Origin of the sequence: Streptomyces sp. NBC_01426 (assembly GCF_036231985.1) — a bacterium.
In the GTDB taxonomy this organism is placed as follows: Bacteria; Actinomycetota; Actinomycetes; order Streptomycetales; family Streptomycetaceae; genus Streptomyces.
In genome coordinates this window covers 653,699-671,941 of sequence record NZ_CP109500.1, presented here as the reverse complement: position 1 = coordinate 671,941, position 18,243 = coordinate 653,699, and the positions used below count along the sequence as shown (strand labels likewise).

Genomic DNA, 18,243 nt, shown 5'->3' with positions numbered 1-18,243 from the left:
AGGGTCCGCTCCTCCGCGCCGCGGGGCTACTTCTCCGAGCAGCGGTCGGCGCCCGCGGAACTCGCCCGGTCGCCGTTCGCGGACTTCACCTGGATCGACTCCGAGGACAGCGAGAAGTTCAGCTCCAGTCCCGAGGCGGTCGGCCGGGCGGCGGTGAGACGGGCTCCCGCCGGCAGATCGTCGATGTCGATGGTCCGGGGGGCGAGCCGTTCGGCGATCCGGTCCACGAGGCCCCCCGCGACGGGCAGCGAGCCCAGGGTGTCGACGGGCAGGTCACGCCCCAGGACGGAGACCGTGGTCGGCGTCAGGGTCAGGCTGGTCGCCGTGGTGGCGAGCCGCGTGTGAACGGTGACCGGGAGTCCGAGGTCCCCGACACTGCCGGTGAGGGTGAGCCCGTTCGCGTCGCCGCCCACCTTCATGCCCGCCTCCGTGGACGCGAGGCGCTTCTGGAGGGTCCCGTACGAGACCCGCGCCGTGGCGCGGCCGCCGCCGACGGCCCCGTCGGTCGTGACGTCGTAGAGGTCGGCCTCGACGTCCATCTCGGTGTCCGCGCGGTGCACGCCCCGGGCCGAGACGTGGACCGCCCCCACGTCGCCGGTCAGCGAGCGCAGACCCGCGAACGAGTCCGTCAGCTCCGCGCTGACGGCCCCGTCGGCCTGGAGCCGGCACGCCGCCTTCTCCTCGATGCGCTGCTGCGCGGAGTGCTTCACGACGGCGTTGGCCGTTCCGGTCGCCGCGGCGAGGACCACGGTGAGTCCGGCGGTGACGAGGGCTGGGGTGCGGCGGAGCTTCATGAAGCGGCGGTTCCGATCTGTTTCAGCATCCCGAAGGCCTGGAGCAGGAGAGGGGAGGGAGGGGTCGGGGCGACGGCGTCGCTCTGGCGCCGCCTGCGTTGGGTGCGCAGGACGGCGCGCACGGTGGACATGGCCGCGCCGGCGATCACGGCGGCGCGCAGGTCGGCGTCCGGCGTGCCGTCGGGGAGCCGTCGGAGCACGAGGAGCGTCAGCCGGTCCTCGAACTCGGTGAACGCCTGCACGAGCCGGGCGGCCACCAGCACCTCGGCGCCCTCGATGGAGTGGGTCAGGGCGGTGAGGCTGGAGGCCGCGAACGGGGCCACCGTCGAGAGCAGCGCGTTGAACACCGCGTCCAGCGGCTCCTCGTCCGCGGGGCGGGCGGTCAGCTCCGACTCGACGTGACGGAACAGGTCGGCGCTGTCGGGCAGGAGCAGGGCCTCCTTGCTGTCGAAGTACCGGAAGAAGGTCCGCTCGGAGACGTTCGCGTGGGCGGCGATGTCCGCGACGGTCGTCCCCGCGAAGCCGTGGGCGGCGAACAGGGTGGCGGCGCCCTCGCGCAACAGTCGGCGGGTCTGTTCCTTCTTGCGCTCGCGCAGTCCGGACTCGTCGGGGCCTTGAGGCATGTATGAAGCCTAGCAATGACGGCACCCCTGTCAATTGTCAGCTCTGCCACTTGTTCAAGGTTGGATTGTGTCAGTCCTGCCACTTTTCTCTTGGAGTCGATGTGCAGTTCCCCCGGCGTCCCCGGCCCGAGCCCGCTCCTCCCGTCCGGGCGCTCGGTGCCTTCTGCGCCCGTCACACGGTGTGGGTGATCGCCGCCTGGCTCGTACTGCCGGCCGGGGCCTTCCTCGGCCGCCACGCCGTCGGCCCCGCCTACAGCGACGAGATCAGCCTGCCGAGCACCCGGTCGCGCACAGTGTCGCCGCTTCTGACCACCGCCTTGAGCGGGATCACCACGCTCCGGAACAGCCGGCGGTGGGGCCGGCCGTCAGTGTCATCCTCGACGCCACCGTGGTGCGGCTCGTGCTCGTGCCGAGCGAATGTTCCTGATGGGCGGTGCCAACGGGCGGCTGCCCCGGGCACTGGACCGGATCCTGCCCCACCCGCGTCTGCACGCGGACGTCGCACCGGAGCCGCGGCCGGCGCCGGTCTCCGCGTCGTCCTCGGCGCCTGCGGGCTGACACCGGACACCCGCCGCAGGGCCGGAGACCGTCGTCGCCGGCCGGCGGTCCGCGGCGCGGCGGCCGGATCCTCATCCGGTCTTGGCGCCGCCCACGTCGATCTCCACACCGGACGCCCGCGGGCGGTCCAGCATGACCTCGATGAGCAACGCCGTGACCGAGCTGATCACCATCAGCGGCATCAGCGTGGCCGCGTCCTTGCCGAGCAGGGCGGCGGCCAGCACGACGCCGGTGACCGGCAGGCGGGTGGCCGCGACTCCCGCCGCGCAGATGCCGGCGGCCAGGGCGGGGGCCATGCCGAAGCCGGGAAGGCTGCCGCAGGCGATGCCGACCGCGGCCCCGATGGTGATGGCCGGGAAGATGGGACCGCCGCGGAGGCTGCCCAGCGCGATGCCCCAGCCGATCAGCTTGAACACGGCCAGGGCCACCAGCGAGCCCACCGCCCAGGCCCCCGGGTCGGCCGCCAGCGCACCGATCACGATTTGGCCGGACAGCGCCACCTCGCCCGGGGAACGCCCGGTGGCCAGGGCGTAGGCGGTGATGGAGACGCCGACGGCCAGGGCGCACAGGATGATCCGGACCGCGGAGACACCCACCCACCGGTGGGTCCGCAGACCGAGGAGCTTTCCGGCGGCGACGAGCGCCCCGATCAGGGCGGCCATGGGGATGCCCCACAGGAAGTCGGCGGCGTCCAGCAGCCCCGTGGGCGGCTTGTACGGGAGGGCCAGCGAACCGATGCTGAGCCCGGTCCAGTGCCCGAATCCGGTGAACACCAGGGCGCCGACCCCGCTGGCGACCAGGGCGGGCAGGATCAGTACGACCAGCCGTACGCCGCCGAGCCCGGCGGCCTCCAGCACCATCACGGCCGGGATGAGCGGGCTGCCGAAGATGGTGCTGATGGCGGCGGTGGAACCCGCCATGCCGAGCACCGCCGTCAATTGGGGCTGGGCGGCGCGCTGTGTGGCACGGATGCAGATCAGCGCGATGCCGCTGCCCAGTGCCATGAGGGGGGCCTCGGGTCCGAGGATCACACCGAGGGGGAGACAGACCAGCGCGGCCAGGGCGACGCTCGGCAGCTCGCGGGGCGTGGTCGTCGCCCCGCCGATTCCGAAGACGGGTACGTGACCACCCGCGCCGGCCATCCTGGTGATGACGGGCGCGGCCAGCAGTCCGGCGAGGGCCAGCGTGGGCAGGCCCCACCACCACGGTGACACGACATAGCCGAGTGCCTCGGGCGCGGACTCCCACACCCAGTGCTGGAGCTTGTGTTCGAGGCTGATGAAGCCGAAGGCGATCAGCGAGACGGGGATGCCGACGAGCGCGGACGCCAGGAGCAGTCGTATCGTCCCCGGTGCGGTGAGGGCCTGACGGAGGGTCGGTTGTCGCTGCGACTCTGTCAAGACTGCCGAGCCCCCTCCGTGTAGCCACTGCCGGTGACGGTCCCCATCAGGTTCGGTCCACCCGACGGCATCCGCAGGGCAGGCGGGCCGGACGGGTGAGGCTCACCGGCCCACCGACCGGTCCACTCGCCTCGTGCCTGCTCCGCCGGCGCGCCACCGTACGCATCCCTAAGCTCCCGGTGCTCCCGGTGCTCCCGGTGCTCCCGGTGCTCCCGGTGCTCCCGGTGCTCCCGGTGCTCCCGGTGCCTCCGCCGGTCCCGCAGGTCCCCCAGGTCCCGTCCGTCCCGCCGCCTCGCGATGCGCGGGGGACACCGGCCGCGTGTCGAGGAACTCGATCACCGTGATGGCGAACAGGACCGCCAGGACGATGCCGACGACGACCCATCCGGTGGGATAGGACCACAAGGCGAGCGTCAGGGCGCCCACCGCCAGGACCGCCTGGACCAGCCGGCGCTTCCAGCGGTGTACGAAGGGCCCGACCGGGCCCAGCCGCATCCCCATCTGTTCGGCGGCTCCCCGCGTGGCGTCGATCCCCGCCGACCACAGGTGGCGCACCTGGGCGGCGCGGCGACCGGGGCCGCTGAGCCAGGCCCCCAGGGCGACCGCCACACCGAGCACGGCGACCGACCGCACGGCGGTCCGCAGGAAGCGCACGAGCTGGTCGAACACGGCGGCCGCCGCGTCGGCGGAGACCCCCGCGGGCAGCTTGTCCAGGTACAGGGCCCGGGCGATCACCAGGCCCAGGCCCAGCAGCAGCGCGCCGGCGGCGATCAGCAGGGCGACGGTCGTCAGCGCCCGCCGGCGGCGCCGGGCCAGCCACACGGCCAGGGCGGCGATCAGCACCACGACCACGGCCAGCCAGGTACCGAGGATCTGTAGCAGCCGGAAGCCGGTCTGGGCCTTCTTGACGTCCTTCGACTGGACGACGGTGAAATCGGTGTGGATCTCCGGGACCTTCGCCGCGACGCCGAGACCGGCGTCGACCAGTCGCTGCTTCAGCTGGTCGATCACCGGGGCGAGGTCGATGGTCACGGCGTCGTCGGTCAACTTCACGGCGCCGCCGCCCTCTCCCGTGAGCGCCTTGACCATGGCGGCGTGGATGCGCCGGTTGGCGTCCGTCCAGAAGGTCTGGAACCAGGAACTGGCGACGACGTTCGTGGCCTCCTTGCCGACGAAACTCGCCACGGCGCCCTCGATCGGCGACCCCAGTTTGCCCAGGGCCTTCGAGAGCATCGGCCGGTCCTCCGGCGCCGCCTCCTGAAGCAGCGTGTCCAGGTCCAGGTGCTTGGTCACGGCCTGCGCCGCGCGAGCGCCCACGGCCTCCTGGACGGCCCGGTCGTCGACGAGCGGGCCCATGGTGGCGACATAGCGGTCGGTGTCGCCCAGCAGGGAGGACGTCCATGAGGCGACGACGGCCAGGGGAGTGAGGACGAGGACGAGCACCATGAGGATGGCGGACAGGGTGGAACGCAGTTTCCGGTGCGGACGGGACAACTCCGCCACCTGGGCCCGCAAGCGGGCGACTTCCGCGTCCTGGGCGTGCGTCACGGAGTTCTCCGATCGGTCGTGAGAAAGCGATTCAGCGGCGGCTCCTGCGCCAGGACCGCGCCGATGGTCACGGCGAACGTGACGGCGGCGCAGATCGCGATGAGCCAGGACAGGAGGGTCAGCACCAGTCCGAGGGAGCCGTACTCGTTCAGCGCCCGGTTCAGGGCGGCCGGCATGTACAGGGTGGCGCTCAGCGACAGCACGGTCGTGGCGATCGAGGCGAGTACGGCGCCGGGCAGCAGGGCCGTCCAGCCGATCCGGCCGGCGAGGAACAGGTGCTGGGTCCACATCCACACGCCGACGCCGAGGAGGAAGGTCAGGGGGATGCCGATCCACAGGCCCGCCCCGAACCCCTCTCGGATCGGCCCCTCCATGAAGACCACGAGCAGCAGGGCGAGGAGCCAGGCGAACCAGCGCCAGGCGGCGATCCGGGTACGCGACTTCGGCAGTTGCCAGGCGCGTTCGCAGACCCTGGCCATGGCCCGGCTGAAACTGGTGGCCGAGATCAGGGCCATCAGCAGGCCGACGACGCCCGTGGTCTCGCGGAGGTTCTTGCCGGTGGAGGAGCCCAACACCTTCTGGAGTTGCGCGTCGGCCTGGCCGGTCAGGCCGAACATGGTCCGCAACGACTCCCGCAACTGATCGCGTACACCCTGGGGTGCGAAGGCGGCCACGGCGAACAGGAGCGGCACGGACGCCAGGAAGGCCTGGGAAGCGAGCCGGGTCGCCCCGTCCAGGAGGTTCGTCGACAGGAGGCGGCCCGTCAGTTCGGTGACGACGGGGAACCGTCCCTCGATCCGGGCGTGCAGGCCACGCAGTCGTTCCTTCCACGACATGACACCTCCCATCACGCCGCAGGGCGAGCCGACCCCGACAGCCAGTCAAGCGCCGGCAGCGGGGGAGGGCGCGCTCTGCTGGGCCGAATGAGTGGCCGGACGGGTCGGGGGCACGAAGCCGGCGCACCCTCCGGGTACCTCCCCGTACAAAGCGAGCCGGATGGACCATACTTGACCGATCATTTCAGAATGATCTAGGCTCCCCGACGTGGCCAGAACCAAGGAATTCGATCCGGACGCCGCGTTGCAGGCAGCTCTGGAGCTGTTCTGGCGGCGCGGCTACGAGGCGACGTCGATGGCGGACCTCGTCGAACACCTCGGCGTCGGGCGGGCCAGCATCTACGCCACCTTCGGGAACAAGCACACCCTGTACATGAAGGCGTTGGACCGGTACGCGGAGCACCGTGACCCGGGACTCCTGACCGAACTGTCCCAGCCGGGACCGGCTTTGCCGGCCGTGCGCGCGGTCGTACGCCGCTTCGCCCACGAGGCCGGTTCCGACGACGGGCGCCTCGACGGATGCTTCATCACCAATACCGCCGCCGAGCTGGGGGCGCACGACGCGGGGGCCGCCCGCCGGGTCGAGGCGAGCTGGAACCACGTCGAGACCCTGCTGCACTCGGCGCTCACGCGGGCCCGCGCCCAGGGCGAGCTGCCCGAAGGACGTGACCCGCGCGCGCTCGCGCGGATGCTCCTGGTGCTGATGCAGGGCCTGCGCGTCGTCGGCAAGGCCTCCGGCGATCCCGCCCGGGTGCGCGACGCGGCCGAGCAGGCGCTGGAGTTGCTCGACTGAGAGCCCCCCGGCGGGGTTTCCCCTTGCCCTCATTCTGGAACGTTCGGTCAAAAAACAACCATCCGATCACTCGACAAGGAGCCTCACTCCCATGTCCACACGCTTCACCGGAAAGACCGTGCTCGTCACCGGCGCCGGTTCCGGCATAGGCCGGACCGTCGCCCTCGCCTTCGCCGCCGAAGGGGCCGCCGTGGTCGCGGCCGGCCGCACGGCGGCCTCGTTGGAGGAGACGGTCGCGCTCATCGAGAAGGAGGGGGGCACCGCTGTCGCGGTCACCGCGGACGTGACCCGCTCCGAGGACGTACGGGCCCTGGTCGACCGTGCGGTCGAACGCTTCGGCGGCCTCGACGTGGCCGTCAACAACGCGGGCGTCTTCCGGGGCGGCGCGCCCGTCGCCGACCTGCCCGAGGAGGAGTGGCGCACGATGCTCGACGTGAACGTGACCGGTGTGCTGCTCGGCCTCCAGGCCGAGGTCGCGCAGATGCGTCGTCAGCCCACCGGCGGGGCGATCGTCAACATCTCCTCCAACCTGGGCGCACACACCCGCATCCAGGGAGCGGCGGGCTACATCGCGACCAAGGCCGCCGTCTCCGCCCTGACCCGCGCCGCCGCACTGGACCACATCGCCGACGGGGTGCGCGTCAACGCGGTCAGCCCCGGCCCGTCGGCCACCGGGATGTCCCTGCGGCCGGGCGAGAGCGACGAGGGCCGCTCGCTGCGCATGAAGGACGAGTCGCCCCTGGGCCGGGTGTCCTCCACCGAGGAGATCGCGGCAGCCGTGCTGTACCTGGCCTCGCCGGACGCCGCCACCGTGGTCGGCGCCGACCTGGTGATCGACGGCGGCGCCTCCGCCTGAGCTGCGCAGAGCCCCGCCGGGTGGGGTGCTTCGTACCTGGCGGGGCGGTTGGGGGAGTGCGCGCGACGGGGTCAGTCCACGTCGAGGTGGTACACACCCGCCTTGGCGTCGGCGAAGAGGGTGAACCGCACCTCGGGAGCCGCGTCGCCGCCCCGGGAGAGGCCCGAGGCCGAGGAGTCGGCGGAGTACGAGGAGTCGGTGAGGTCCGTGAGGTCCACCTCCACGGGCTCGGCGTCGACCAGGACGAACTCGCCGTAGGCGTCGAAGTCGCCCGGGGCGTCCGCCACGCCGACGTGGATCGGGGTGTCGTCGGGGAGTCCCGCGAGAACGGACCGGAGGCGCCCGGCGGTCCAGACCTGAGGTGTGTGCTCGAAGGTGTCTGCCATGAGCCGAGGGTAGTGGCGCCGCCGCGGCGCCCCCGGTACCGCCGCGCCGAGCCCTCCGGGCGGTGCGCCCTCCCGGTCGGGCGGGCGCGCAGGGTGGCGGGCGTACGACTCACCCGGCCCCGGGAGTGGCCGCCGCACCGCGGACGACCGCCCGGGTCCGGGGGGGGGATGCGCGAGCGGGTTCACGACCACCGGGCCGCCCCGCCCGCCGACCCACAGCACCACCGCGCCGCGTTCACGTCCGCGCACCCGGTACGCGTACAGCCGGCCGTCCCCGCTGTCACCGCCAACCTGCCCGAACGGGTCCGGCCCGCCACCCTCGATCTCCGTCACCCGCCCACCCTCGCAGGATCCGCCGGGCGACGGCACGGCAGGTCCCCAGGCGGCGGCCGGCCGCTCCCCTGTCCGTACGATTCCTTCGCGGACCGTGCGCGACCAGGGCGTTTCCAGGCGGAATGCGCCCGTTCGGGTGCGCGCCCACACTGTGAGGATGAGGCGTACTCGGACGGTATTGCTCTCCCTCGCCGGCCTGCTCGCCGCGGTCGTTCCGGCCGGGACCGCCACCTCGGTCCCCACCGCCACCGCACCGCAGGGCTGCGCCGCCTCGCCGGGCCCCGCCCAGGGTCAAGCACGCCAGGTCCTCGACATCGCCGAACAGGCACGGCGGGAGTTCGACCTGAACTCGGTGATCCTGAGCGTCGCCTCCGGCGACAAGGACGTGCTCACCACGGCCCTCGGCGAGTCGATGACGGGCGTCCCCGCCCGCCCGTCGATGCACTTCCGCACGGGATCCGTGGGCATCGCCTACATGGCGACCGTCCTGCTCCAACTCGTCGAGCAGGGCAAAGTCGGACTGGACGATCCGGTCTCCCGGTGGTTGCCCGACCTTCCGCACGGCTCGGAGATCACCCTGCGGATGCTCGGCGCCTCCACGTCGGGCCTCCACGACTACGTCACCGACCCCAAGTTCCTCGCCGCCCTCGAAGCCGCCCCCTTCCGTGAGTGGACGGCGAACGACGTGAACGCGTACGCCACCTCACAGCCCCTCCTCTACAAGCCCGGCACCAACTGGAGCTACTCCCACGCCAACTTCCAGCTCCTCGGCGCAGCACTGGAGAAGATCAGCGGCATGCCATTGCAGCGACTGCTCACCGAACGCGTCTTCGGCCCGCTCGGCCTGAACCAGACCAGCAACCAGTACACCCCCGAGATCCCGGCCCCCGTCCTGCACGCCTTCACCTCCGAACGCGGCAAGTACGAGGAATCCACGTTCTGGAACCCGTCCTGGACCACCGCCCGCGGCGCCGTCCTCACCGGCGACATCTGCGACCTGACCCGCTCCGCCCGCGGCCTCGGCACCGGCGCGCTGCTGTCCGCGCAGTCCTTCAAGACCCAGCTCGACCCGGGCACGGTCGGCCTGGGCCACGCCACGGCCGACTGCCCGGCCACGGTCTGCCTGACGAACACCCCCGCCACACACTTCGGATTCGGCGTCCTCGTCATCAACGGCTGGATCCTGACGAACCCGTCCTTCTCGGGCTACGCGGCGATCCAGGCCTACCTGCCGGCCGAACAGATCTCCCTCGCCGTCTCGACGACGAAGGGCCCCAAGAGCCCCGAGGGCAACCAGGCCGAGAAGATCGCCGAGCGCATCGCCGCAGCCCTCACCCCCGCCCACCCCCTCAAGGCCAACTGACACGAGAACGTGCCGCCCGGGGCTTCTACGGGGCGTCGAGGGGGTCGGGGCCGAGGAGTTGGAGTCCCGTGTCCTCGCCGAAGAGGCCCTCCACCCAGTTGGTCTGGTAGATCGTGTCGAGGTAGCGCTCGCCGAGGTCCGGGGCGATGGCGACCGCGGTCAGGCCCGTGGTGTCGTGCCGGGCCAGCCACTGCGTCGCGCCGCCGACCACCGTGCCGGTCGAGCCGCCGAACAGGAAACCCCGTCGGGCGAGGAGACGGCAGGTGCGGATGGTTTCCTTCTCCTCGACGCACACCGCCTCGTCCACGAAGGACTCGTCGAGCAGCGGAGGGCGAACGCTCATGCCCAGGCCGGGGATCATGCGGCGCCCCGGCGCTCCGCCGAACGTCACGGATCCGACGCTGTCCACGGCGACGACGGTCACCGGACGGTGCCACTGGCTGAACCAGCGGGCGCAGCCCATGAGGGTGCCGGTGGTTCCGGCCCCCACGAACAGGACGTCCAGCCGGGGGAAGGCGCGGGCGATGGCCGGAGCCGTCCGGTTGTAGTGGGCCCGCCAGTTGGCCGGATTGGTGTACTGGCTGAGCCACACGTACCGCGGGTCCTCCGCGCACAGCCGGCGTACGTAGTCGAGCCGTGCCGTGAGGAAGCTGCCGTTGTCCTCGTGGCCGGTGATGACATGGACCTCACTGCCCAGCGCCTCCATCATCAACCGGGTCGCCAGATTGCAGCGCGAGTCGGTCACACAGACGAACCGGTAACCCTTGCTCGCCGCGATCATGCTCAGCGCCACGCCCAGGTTTCCGGACGAGGACTCCACAAGGGTCGAACCGGGGGTCAGGACTCCTTCTCGCTCGGCGGTTTCCACCATCTCGGCAGCGGCCTTCAACTTGACCGAGCCGGCGAAGTTGAAGCCCTCGCACTTCAGGAACAGCGGGCATCCGAGGGTGGGTCGGAGGTCCACGTACAGCTCTTCCTCGTTGAAGTCCTGGGGAACGGATATGACGTGCACGATGGTCTCCTCTATCCGTACCTTCGCACTTCGTGGAAGAAGCGATCGATGACCTGGAGGTCTCCGGATCGGCTCACCTCGTCGTAGACGTACTTGCCGACGGCCAGGTCGAGCACGCCGAGGCCGAACGGGGAGAACACGGTCGGTCGATCCCCGGCCACCGTCACCCGACCGGCCATCACGTCGTCCAACGTCCCGTGGATGAAACGGCGGTCGCCCGTGAGCTGTTCGGTCAGGTGCGGGGACGTGGCGGCCCTGAGACAGTGATCGACGTCGTCCACGATGTTGGTCGAGGCCAGCAGGACCCGCGGCGCGAGGTCGCGCAGCGAGATGTGCAGCACCACCGGATCGTGGGCGAACCACGCGGGGTCCTCCACGTGCGGCCGGTCGGCGACGGTCGCGAAGACCACCAGGTCGCTGAGACGGACCAGATCCTCCGGGTCTTCGTGGACGGTGATCCGGCCCGGCGCGCCCGACTGTTCCAGGTAGAGCCGGAAGCCCGCGCAACTGCGGGCGCTGAGGTCGTGGATCCCGATCTCGTCGAAGGTCCAGCCGGTGGCGGCCAGGAACGTGTGCACGTAGCGCGCGATCAGTCCCGTGCCGAAGAACCCGACGCGCGGCGGCCGGGGCCGGCCGCGGGTGAGCCAGTCGGCGGCCAGGGCGGCGGAGGCCGCGGTTCTGCTCGCGCTGATGATGGAGCTCTCCAGACAGGCGAACGGGTAGCCCGTGACGGGGTCGTTGAGGATCAGTACGGCCGAGGCCCTGGGCAGGTCGGCCGACACGTTCCCCGGGAAGCTGGAGATCCACTTGAGCCCGTCCACGGGTTCCGCTCCGCCGATGGAGGCGGGCAGGGCGATCATCCGGGACGACGGGCGGTCCGTGAAGCGCAGGAACGCGGAGGGCGGGTTCACCGATCGGCCGGCGCCGTGCAACCGGTACGTCTCCTCGACCACCTTCACCAGGTGTTCCTCGCGCCCCTGGAGGGCCCGCTGGACCTGTTCTCCCGGGATCACGGCGAACGGGGGGACGGAGAGCGGCTCGGGCGACGCGGTCCGGCGGGGCACCGCGTCCGGGTCCGGGGCACGAGCCGGTGCGGGGGCGGGTGCCGGTGCGGGCGCCTGTGCCGGTGCCTGCGTCGGGGTGGCGGGCGGGCGGGCGGTGGTGGTCATGGGACGGTCACCTCGATGGTCGGCGCGCAGTCCGGCAGCCGCAGCGGGTCGGCCATGGCCACGACCACGTTCCTCGGACCCCGGAAGGGTTCCCTGGCGTGAGAGGTACGGAGGTTGTCCAGCAGCAGCAGGTCTCCTGTCTGCCAGGGCCGGCGGACGGTGTGGGCCTCGTACACGGAGTTGATCCGTTGGACGGTGTCCTCGGCGAGGGGTTCGCCGTTGCCGTGAAGGGTGTTGAAGGGCAGTCCGTCGGCGCCGTACTCGTCGACGAGGTACTCGCGGATCTCGGGGTCGAGCGTCCACTCGTTCAGGAAGGCGATCTGGTTGAACCAGCACCGCTGCCCGCCGATCGGATGGCGCACCACGGCGCTGCGACGCTGTCTGGTGCGCAGCGTGCCGTCCGGCAGCCAGTCGAAGTCGATCGCGTTGTCCCGGCAGTGGCGTGCGATCACGTCCCGGTCCTCGGTGCCGAAGGCCTCCGCGACGGAGGCTCCGATCTCGTCGTTGTAGCTGCGGGTGAGGATCCACCCCTCGCGTGCGAACCGGTCGGTCAGTTCGCTCGGCAGGGCTTCGAGGACCGCCGTCGAGTCGGCCACCGTGGTCGCCCCGCCCTCCTCGGGCGCCTGGACGCATGCGAAGAGCATCAGCGACGGGAACGCGTAGGCGTAGCTGAGTTCGTGGTGCATGCACATGGGTTGGTTCGTGGGCCACTTCGTCGAGGAGTAGACGCCTTCCGCGTACGTGTGGCGGGGCGCGAAGGCCTCCCTCTCGGTCACCGGCGGCGCACCGAGCCGGTGCAGGATCGCGCCGACCCGCGTCGCGTCGTCGATGTCCAGACCGCGTACCAGGACGGCCCCGTGGTCCACGGTCGCCGCGCGCAGCGCGTCCCGGTGCAGGGCCACCCAGCCGGCGGGGTCGGCGGTCTCGACCCGGAGGATCGGGAGCTCGTCCGGTCGGGGGCGGGTGTCGAGGAGCGTGGACGGGAGGGTGACGGTCATCGGATTCTCCTGTCGATCGCGTCGGGCCGCCGCTCGGCCGGCGGGTCGGGTCGCGCGGTGCGGCTCTCGACCAGCCGGGCCAGGTCGGCCAGTACCGGGTGTCGGGTCAGGTCCTTGAGGGAGATCGTCCGGTCCAGGGAGACGGCGACCCTGAGGGCGGCCAGCGAAGTGCCCCCGAGGTCGAAGAAGCCGTCCTGGCGGCCGATCCGCTCCGCCGGGATGCCCATCGCGCCGGCCCAGGCGGCGGCGATGCGCCGTTCCGTGGGGGTGCCGGGTGGCCGGTGACGGTCCTCGACCGCCGGGTCGCGTGCGGACGCCAGGGCGATCAGGGCCCGCTTGTCGATCTTTCCGTTGGGGGTGAGCGGCAGGTCCGGACGCCACTGGATCACCGACGGCACCATGTACGCGGGGAGCCTCGCGCTCAGCCGGTCCCGCACGTCGGCCGCCGCGAGCGGGCCGCGTCCCGTGTAGAAGGCCGCCAGGTACCGGCCGCGGCCCGGGCGCCCCGCGGCCACCACCGCACCGTCGCGGATCCCGGGCACCCGCAGCAGGGCGTTGTCGATCTCGTCCACCTCGATGCGGAAACCGCGGATCTTCACCTGGTGGTCGCGGCGCCCGAGGAACTCCAGTGCACCGTCCGGCAGCCAGCGGCCGTGGTCGCCGCTGCGGTAGAGGCGGTTGCCCGGCCGGTGCGGGTCGCGGCCGAAGGCGAGCCGGGTGCGCTCCGGGTCGTTGACGTACCCGCGGCCCACGCAGACGCCCGAGAGCACGATCTCGCCGGGAGCACCGAGCGGCACGGGCGACAGGTCGGCGTCGACGACGTAGACGCGCACGTTGTTCACGGGCCGGCCGAGGGGGACGCGAGCGGAGTCCGGTGCCCGGTCCATGACGTGGTGGTTGGTGTCGTCGGAGGTCTCGGTGAGCCCGTACGCGTTGACCAGCCGTACACCGGGCCCGGTGGCGAACCAGCGCTGGACGAGTTCCCGCTTGACCGCCTCGCCGGTGACGCAGACGCGGCGCAGGTCCGGCAGTTCGCGGGGGGCGCGCTCCAGACACGACAGGACCGCTTCGAGGTAGGAGGGCACCACCTGGAGCACATTGACCCGACCGAGGACAAGGGTGTCGAGGAAGCGCGGGACGTCCAGGACGGCCTCGTGTTCGACCAGCAGCGTCCGTCCACCCGTGAGCAGCGCGGCGAGCAGTTGCCACAGGGAGATGTCGAAGCACTGGGGCGCACTCTGGGCGACGACCGTTCCCCGGTCGATCCCCAAGTCGTCGATCTTGGCGTAGAGGTGGTTGAGCAGACCGGCGTGCTCGCACAGCGCCCCCTTGGGTTCGCCGGTGGAACCCGAGGTGAAGTAGATGTAGGCCGCCGACTCCGGGGGGACGTGCACGCCGGGGTCCGTGGCATCCAGGCTCTCGTCGTCCGCCGCCTCGACGGGCAGGACCCTGACCTCCGGCATCGAGGCCAACGCCCGGTCGAGCGGGTCGGAGTCACCGGGCCCGACCAGTGCGAACCGGCACGCGGCCCGGCCGAGCATCGCGGCGACGCGTTCGGCCGGGAAGCGCGGTTCGACGGGCAGGTACACACCGCCCGCCTTGAGGACCCCGAGCACGGCGGCCGTCCAGCCGAGGTCGCGCTCACCGACCACGGCCACCACGTCCTCCGGGCGCAGGCCCTGGGCCAGCAGGGCGCGAGCCAGCCGGTTGGCGCGTGCGTCGAGTTCCCCGTACGTCCACTGCCGCCCGCCCCGCACGACGGCGACCGCGTTCGGGTGCGCCCGGGCCTGTTGCGCGAAGACCTCGTGGGCCCGCAGCTCCGGCAGGTCCCGCCGGGGTCCGGCGAGTTCCTCGATCTGATGGTGGAGTTCGGCCGCGCCCAGGAGGCTCTGTGGCCCCGGTGCGGCGTCCGGGTCGGCGGTGAGCCGTTCCAGCGCGGTGCGGTGGTATCCCACGATCCGTGCGGCGAAGTCCTCGTCGTACGCGTCCGTCCGGTGACGCAGACGCCACGCCCGCCGACCGTCTTCCCGGTGCGTCACCGACATCCCCAGGGCCGGGCCGCCGCCGTCGGGGCGGTCGGCGGGCCCGTCGCCCTCACCATACGGATCGAACACGACGACGGGAGCGGAACCGGGGAGGTGCGGGCCGGGCGTGGTGGAGCCGGCGGAGTCGACGGACGGCTCTCGGCGGCCGGCCGGCGGCCCGGGCAGGGCGGACAGCGCCCGGTGCACGTCGAGCACCAGCGTCCGCCAGGAATCGGTCGTGAGCGCCAGGCGGCAGGGCCGTGGGGCGCCGCCCGGCACGGTGACGCAGGCGCCGATGACCTCGGACTCCCCGGACAGCGCGCCGAGGACCTTGAGGTGCGCGGCCGTCAGCACCGACGCCGGGCTCACGCCGAGGTGGTCGGCGAGGTGGTCGAGAGCGGCCAGGAGGGCGTCGGGGATCACCGCGCGGTACTCGGCCGTGCCGGGTAGGGGTGCACGGGTCCATCGCGGGACGGTCGTGAACCCTCCCGCCGAGTCCGAGTCCGAGTCCGTGGCAGGGTCGGTGCCCGAGCCCGTGGCAGGGTCGGTCTCCGTGGGGTCGGGGAACCGCTCGTCGGCCCTCTCCGTCGTTCCCATCACTCCCACCTCCGCTGCTGACCGTCGTCGTCCGGACCGATCTGTCGGGCCGGATTCCCACCCCAGTACGCGTACCGCGGCACCGTCTCGCCCTTCATGACGAAGGAATCGGGAGCGAGCGCCGCACCGTCGCCGAGCGTCACGCCGTAGTGCACCAGGGCGCCGACGCCCACCGTGCAGTCCGAACCGAGCGTGGTGGTGTCCGACTTGAAGGCGCCGTCCTCCTGCGAATGGCACTGGACCACGCTGCCCGCGTTGAGCGTGCAGTGGTCCCCGATGGTGACCATCGGCCGTTCGCTCAGACCGCAGCCGTCGTCGAAGAGTTCACGGCCGATCCGCGCGCCCAGCAGACGCCACAGCGGGCCCTTGAACGGAGTGCCGTTGTAGAGCCGCAGGTACGCGTCCGACGGCACCTTCCAGTACCGTTCGCGCCGCCAGAAGCGGACGTCGTAGATCGAGCAGAACAGCGGGCCGGGGGAGTGCAGCGCCGTGACGGCCCGCTCGACGAGGACGAAGTACAGCGTGCCGAGGAGCACCACGAGCACGTTGGCCAGCGCGATCACCACCGCGCCGAGCACGTCGTAGAGTTCCGCCGCGACCGCGAAGAGCAGGGTGACCAGGAAGAAGTACAGCCACCGCACACCGAGGTACCACGCCATGGTGGCGGCGTTGTGCCGGTTCTTGGCGGGCAGCAGGCGACGCAGGTCCGCACCCCTCCGCAGCTCGTCGAAGCCGCTGTCCCGCAGCACCGATCGGGGAATCTCGAAGCTCGGCGAACCCAACAGGCCCACGCCCTCCCTGATCGCCCCGTCGACGGGCACCATGACCTTCGTCGCGAGCAGGCAGTTGTCGCCCGTCCTGCCCCGGGCGGGGTAGGCGATCCGGTTCCCGAGGAAGTTGCGGGGGCCGATCGCGACCCGGGACACGCGGAACGAACTCCCCGAGTACTCGGCGTTGTTGATCGACAGACCGTCGGCGATCATGGTTCCGCTGCCCACGGAGCTGAGGTACGGGGAGTCCTGCTTCACCTCCGTGCCGAAGTTCGAGCCGGTCTGCTCGACGCGCGAGAGGTCGTACCCGAGGCACCACCGCAGGTAGTGGACGACGGCGGAACTGTCGCCGAAGAGGCGGTTCAGGAAACGCCTGTTGGTCATCAGCGTGATCACCCGGTGCACCCCGTGGTGGAATCCGTACAGCCGGTACACCCGGCCTGCGGTGAGGGTCCGGCTCAGCAGCCGGGGAACGACGGCGATCACCAGGAGACCCAGGGGAACGGCCCCGAAGAAGACCACCACCGAGGCGGTCAGCGCCTCGACGTAGAACGTCCAGGAAGAGAGCGCGGTGGGGCCCGGCGCCAGGACCGAGGCGAGCTGCGGGGCCTCGGCCAGCAGGAGCCCCACTCCGCCGAACGTCAGCGGCAGGTACACGAGCAGCACGGCCAGGACCTGGAGGACGCCGTGCAGCGCCCTGCGCCAGGTACCGCAGTCGGCCGGGTCGACCATCGTGAAGTCCACCGGGGCCGGCTGCGCGGGGGAGCCGTGCCAGTGCGCGCCGGCCGGGATCGTCTGCCCGCTGTGCAGGCTGGACGCGTGGCCGAGCCGGGCCCGGTCGCCCACGGCGGTCGCGACGTCCAGGACGCTCGCGTCGCCGACCACCGAGTCCGCGCCGAGCGTGACCGGACCCGTCTGGATCAGACCGCGATGGGCCCGGTAGCAGGTGAAGTAGGCGTCCTTGCGGACCACCGCTCCGGCGCCGACGGTCAGCAGGTCCGTGCACACGGGCACGATCCGGGAGAAGAGCGCGACACCGGGTCCGATCCTGGCCCCGAGCGCCCTGAGGTAGAGGACGTAGAGCGGCGAGCCGACGAACAGCACCAACGGGTCGGACCGGACGAGCGTCTTGACCACCCAGAAGCGGACGTAGCGCACGCTCCAGACGCGGACCTGGGACGGTCGCCACCTGCCGATGAGGACCCACTTCACCAGGACCGGAAAGCCGCACAGCCACACGAAGACGACCAGGCCGAACAGCACCGACCGCAGGTACACCTCGACGGCTCCCGACCCCGCGGAGACCCACTCGTACCCCAGGACGCCCGCGAGGGCGACGAGGTAGGAGTAGCCGAGGAAGGCCAGCACCTGGAGCACGCCGCACAGCAGGTGACGCGGCACGCCGACCGGGGGAGGGAACACCGGCGGCAGCGGCTCGACGGCCTCGATCGACCCGCCGGGGGGCTCGGGAACGGGCGCCGAGAGCGCCGTCGCAAGGCTTCGGATCGTCGGATTCCGGTAGATGTCCTTCATCGACACGGGCGGCAGGCCCTCGGACTTGCGGACCCGCGCGCAGAAGTGCGCCATCACCATCGAGTCGGCGCCCAGTTCGTCGAAAAAGTGGCTCCGCACCGGCACCCGCTCGACGTGCGTGACGTCCGCCAGGATGGAGGCGAGCATCCCTTCGACGGCGGCGTGCGGGGCGTGGGGATCGCCCCGGGCGGACGCCCGGTCCTCCCGATCGGGGGTCAACGCCTCGGTGGGCCTTCCCGTCATGGTGGGCTCCCTCGGTTTCCGACGGCCACGGTCCGGTGCTCATGGCATCCGGCCGGCGCGCTCATCGGGCTCCCGTGGACCGCGTCACGCGGATCGCACCTTCGGCCGGCTCATCGGGGACGGACCGTCTTCGCGGGCTCCGATCCCCGTACGGGCCACAGCCCGACGTCATGACCCTTATTCGATGCCGATGGGAGAAAAGATGGTGCGCATCGGGAATTGGCGCGTTTCTGTGTCAATACGGGGCGAAATCGGACGCTCCGTGGTCGCCCGCGCACGTCGGGCAGCGAGCCCGGGCCGGATGCGGTGAGGGTGGCGCGCCGACACCCGGGGCGGCCGAGGGTGTGGTCGGCCGCCCCGGTGTCGGGTCGGGTGGTCGTGGGGGCGGTGCGGGCCGTACGGCCGAC

At 71.8% G+C, this 18,243-nt stretch carries 14 protein-coding genes; 3 read left to right on the top strand and 11 right to left on the bottom strand.

The window, feature by feature from the left end:
* Positions 1-26: 26 nt before the first annotated feature.
* From OG906_RS03245 to OG906_RS03225, 5 genes are all read right to left on the bottom strand, one after another.
* The gene (locus tag OG906_RS03245) at positions 27-794 is read right to left on the bottom strand and encodes an LmeA family phospholipid-binding protein (RefSeq protein ID WP_329439773.1); all 768 of its coding nucleotides are present in this window, start codon (positions 792-794) and stop codon (positions 27-29) included.
* Positions 791-1,417 carry a TetR/AcrR family transcriptional regulator gene (locus OG906_RS03240; protein ID WP_329439770.1) on the bottom strand — a complete coding sequence of 209 codons (627 nt, stop codon included), beginning with the start codon at positions 1,415-1,417 and terminating at the stop codon, positions 791-793. Before OG906_RS03240 ends, OG906_RS03245 begins: the two co-directional genes overlap by 4 nt.
* Positions 1,418-2,046: 629 nt before the next feature.
* Positions 2,047-3,375: a chloride channel protein gene (locus OG906_RS03235; protein WP_329439768.1), complete on the bottom strand. Its 1,329-nt coding sequence runs from the start codon at positions 3,373-3,375 to the stop codon at positions 2,047-2,049.
* A 168-nt stretch (positions 3,376-3,543) separates the two neighbouring features.
* Positions 3,544-4,923: a hypothetical protein gene (locus tag OG906_RS03230; RefSeq protein ID WP_329439766.1), complete on the bottom strand. Its 1,380-nt coding sequence runs from the start codon at positions 4,921-4,923 to the stop codon at positions 3,544-3,546.
* Positions 4,920-5,759 (bottom strand): YhjD/YihY/BrkB family envelope integrity protein, encoded by an 840-nt coding sequence (locus OG906_RS03225; RefSeq protein WP_329439764.1) that lies wholly within the window; start codon positions 5,757-5,759, stop codon positions 4,920-4,922. The genes OG906_RS03230 and OG906_RS03225 overlap by 4 nt, the downstream gene beginning before the upstream one ends.
* A 208-nt stretch (positions 5,760-5,967) precedes the next feature.
* Here OG906_RS03225 and OG906_RS03220 point away from each other — a divergent pair, with 208 nt between their 5' ends.
* Complete coding sequence (locus OG906_RS03220) at positions 5,968-6,552, top strand: TetR/AcrR family transcriptional regulator (protein ID WP_329439762.1); 585 nt, start codon at positions 5,968-5,970, stop codon at positions 6,550-6,552.
* A gap of 91 nt (positions 6,553-6,643) precedes the next feature.
* Positions 6,644-7,408 carry an SDR family NAD(P)-dependent oxidoreductase gene (locus OG906_RS03215; protein WP_329439760.1) on the top strand — a complete coding sequence of 255 codons (765 nt, stop codon included), beginning with the start codon at positions 6,644-6,646 and terminating at the stop codon, positions 7,406-7,408.
* Positions 7,409-7,479: 71 nt separating this feature from the next.
* Here OG906_RS03215 and OG906_RS03210 read toward each other — a convergent pair whose 3' ends face one another.
* Positions 7,480-7,794 carry a DUF6225 family protein gene (locus OG906_RS03210; protein ID WP_329439757.1) on the bottom strand — a complete coding sequence of 105 codons (315 nt, stop codon included), beginning with the start codon at positions 7,792-7,794 and terminating at the stop codon, positions 7,480-7,482.
* A gap of 490 nt (positions 7,795-8,284) precedes the next feature.
* Between OG906_RS03210 and OG906_RS03205 the strand changes: the two genes are divergently transcribed.
* Complete coding sequence (locus tag OG906_RS03205; protein ID WP_329439756.1) at positions 8,285-9,490, top strand: serine hydrolase domain-containing protein; 1,206 nt, start codon at positions 8,285-8,287, stop codon at positions 9,488-9,490.
* A gap of 25 nt (positions 9,491-9,515) precedes the next feature.
* Here OG906_RS03205 and sbnA read toward each other — a convergent pair whose 3' ends face one another.
* Genes sbnA through OG906_RS03180 form a run of 5 tightly spaced genes read right to left on the bottom strand, consistent with a single transcriptional unit; the run spans position 9,516 to position 17,836 of the window.
* The gene (gene sbnA / locus OG906_RS03200; RefSeq protein ID WP_329439754.1) at positions 9,516-10,502 is read right to left on the bottom strand and encodes a 2,3-diaminopropionate biosynthesis protein SbnA; all 987 of its coding nucleotides are present in this window, start codon (positions 10,500-10,502) and stop codon (positions 9,516-9,518) included.
* 11 nt (positions 10,503-10,513) lie between these two features.
* Positions 10,514-11,671, bottom strand: coding sequence for a 2,3-diaminopropionate biosynthesis protein SbnB (gene sbnB / locus OG906_RS03195; protein WP_329439752.1), 1,158 nt, complete (start codon positions 11,669-11,671; stop codon positions 10,514-10,516).
* Positions 11,668-12,669: a TauD/TfdA family dioxygenase gene (locus OG906_RS03190; protein ID WP_329439750.1), complete on the bottom strand. Its 1,002-nt coding sequence runs from the start codon at positions 12,667-12,669 to the stop codon at positions 11,668-11,670. The genes sbnB and OG906_RS03190 overlap by 4 nt, the downstream gene beginning before the upstream one ends.
* Positions 12,666-15,290, bottom strand: coding sequence for a non-ribosomal peptide synthetase (locus OG906_RS03185; RefSeq protein ID WP_329439748.1), 2,625 nt, complete (start codon positions 15,288-15,290; stop codon positions 12,666-12,668). Before OG906_RS03185 ends, OG906_RS03190 begins: the two co-directional genes overlap by 4 nt.
* Positions 15,290-17,836, bottom strand: coding sequence for a Pls/PosA family non-ribosomal peptide synthetase (locus OG906_RS03180; protein WP_329439746.1), 2,547 nt, complete (start codon positions 17,834-17,836; stop codon positions 15,290-15,292). Before OG906_RS03180 ends, OG906_RS03185 begins: the two co-directional genes overlap by 1 nt.
* Positions 17,837-18,243: the final 407 nt, after the last annotated feature.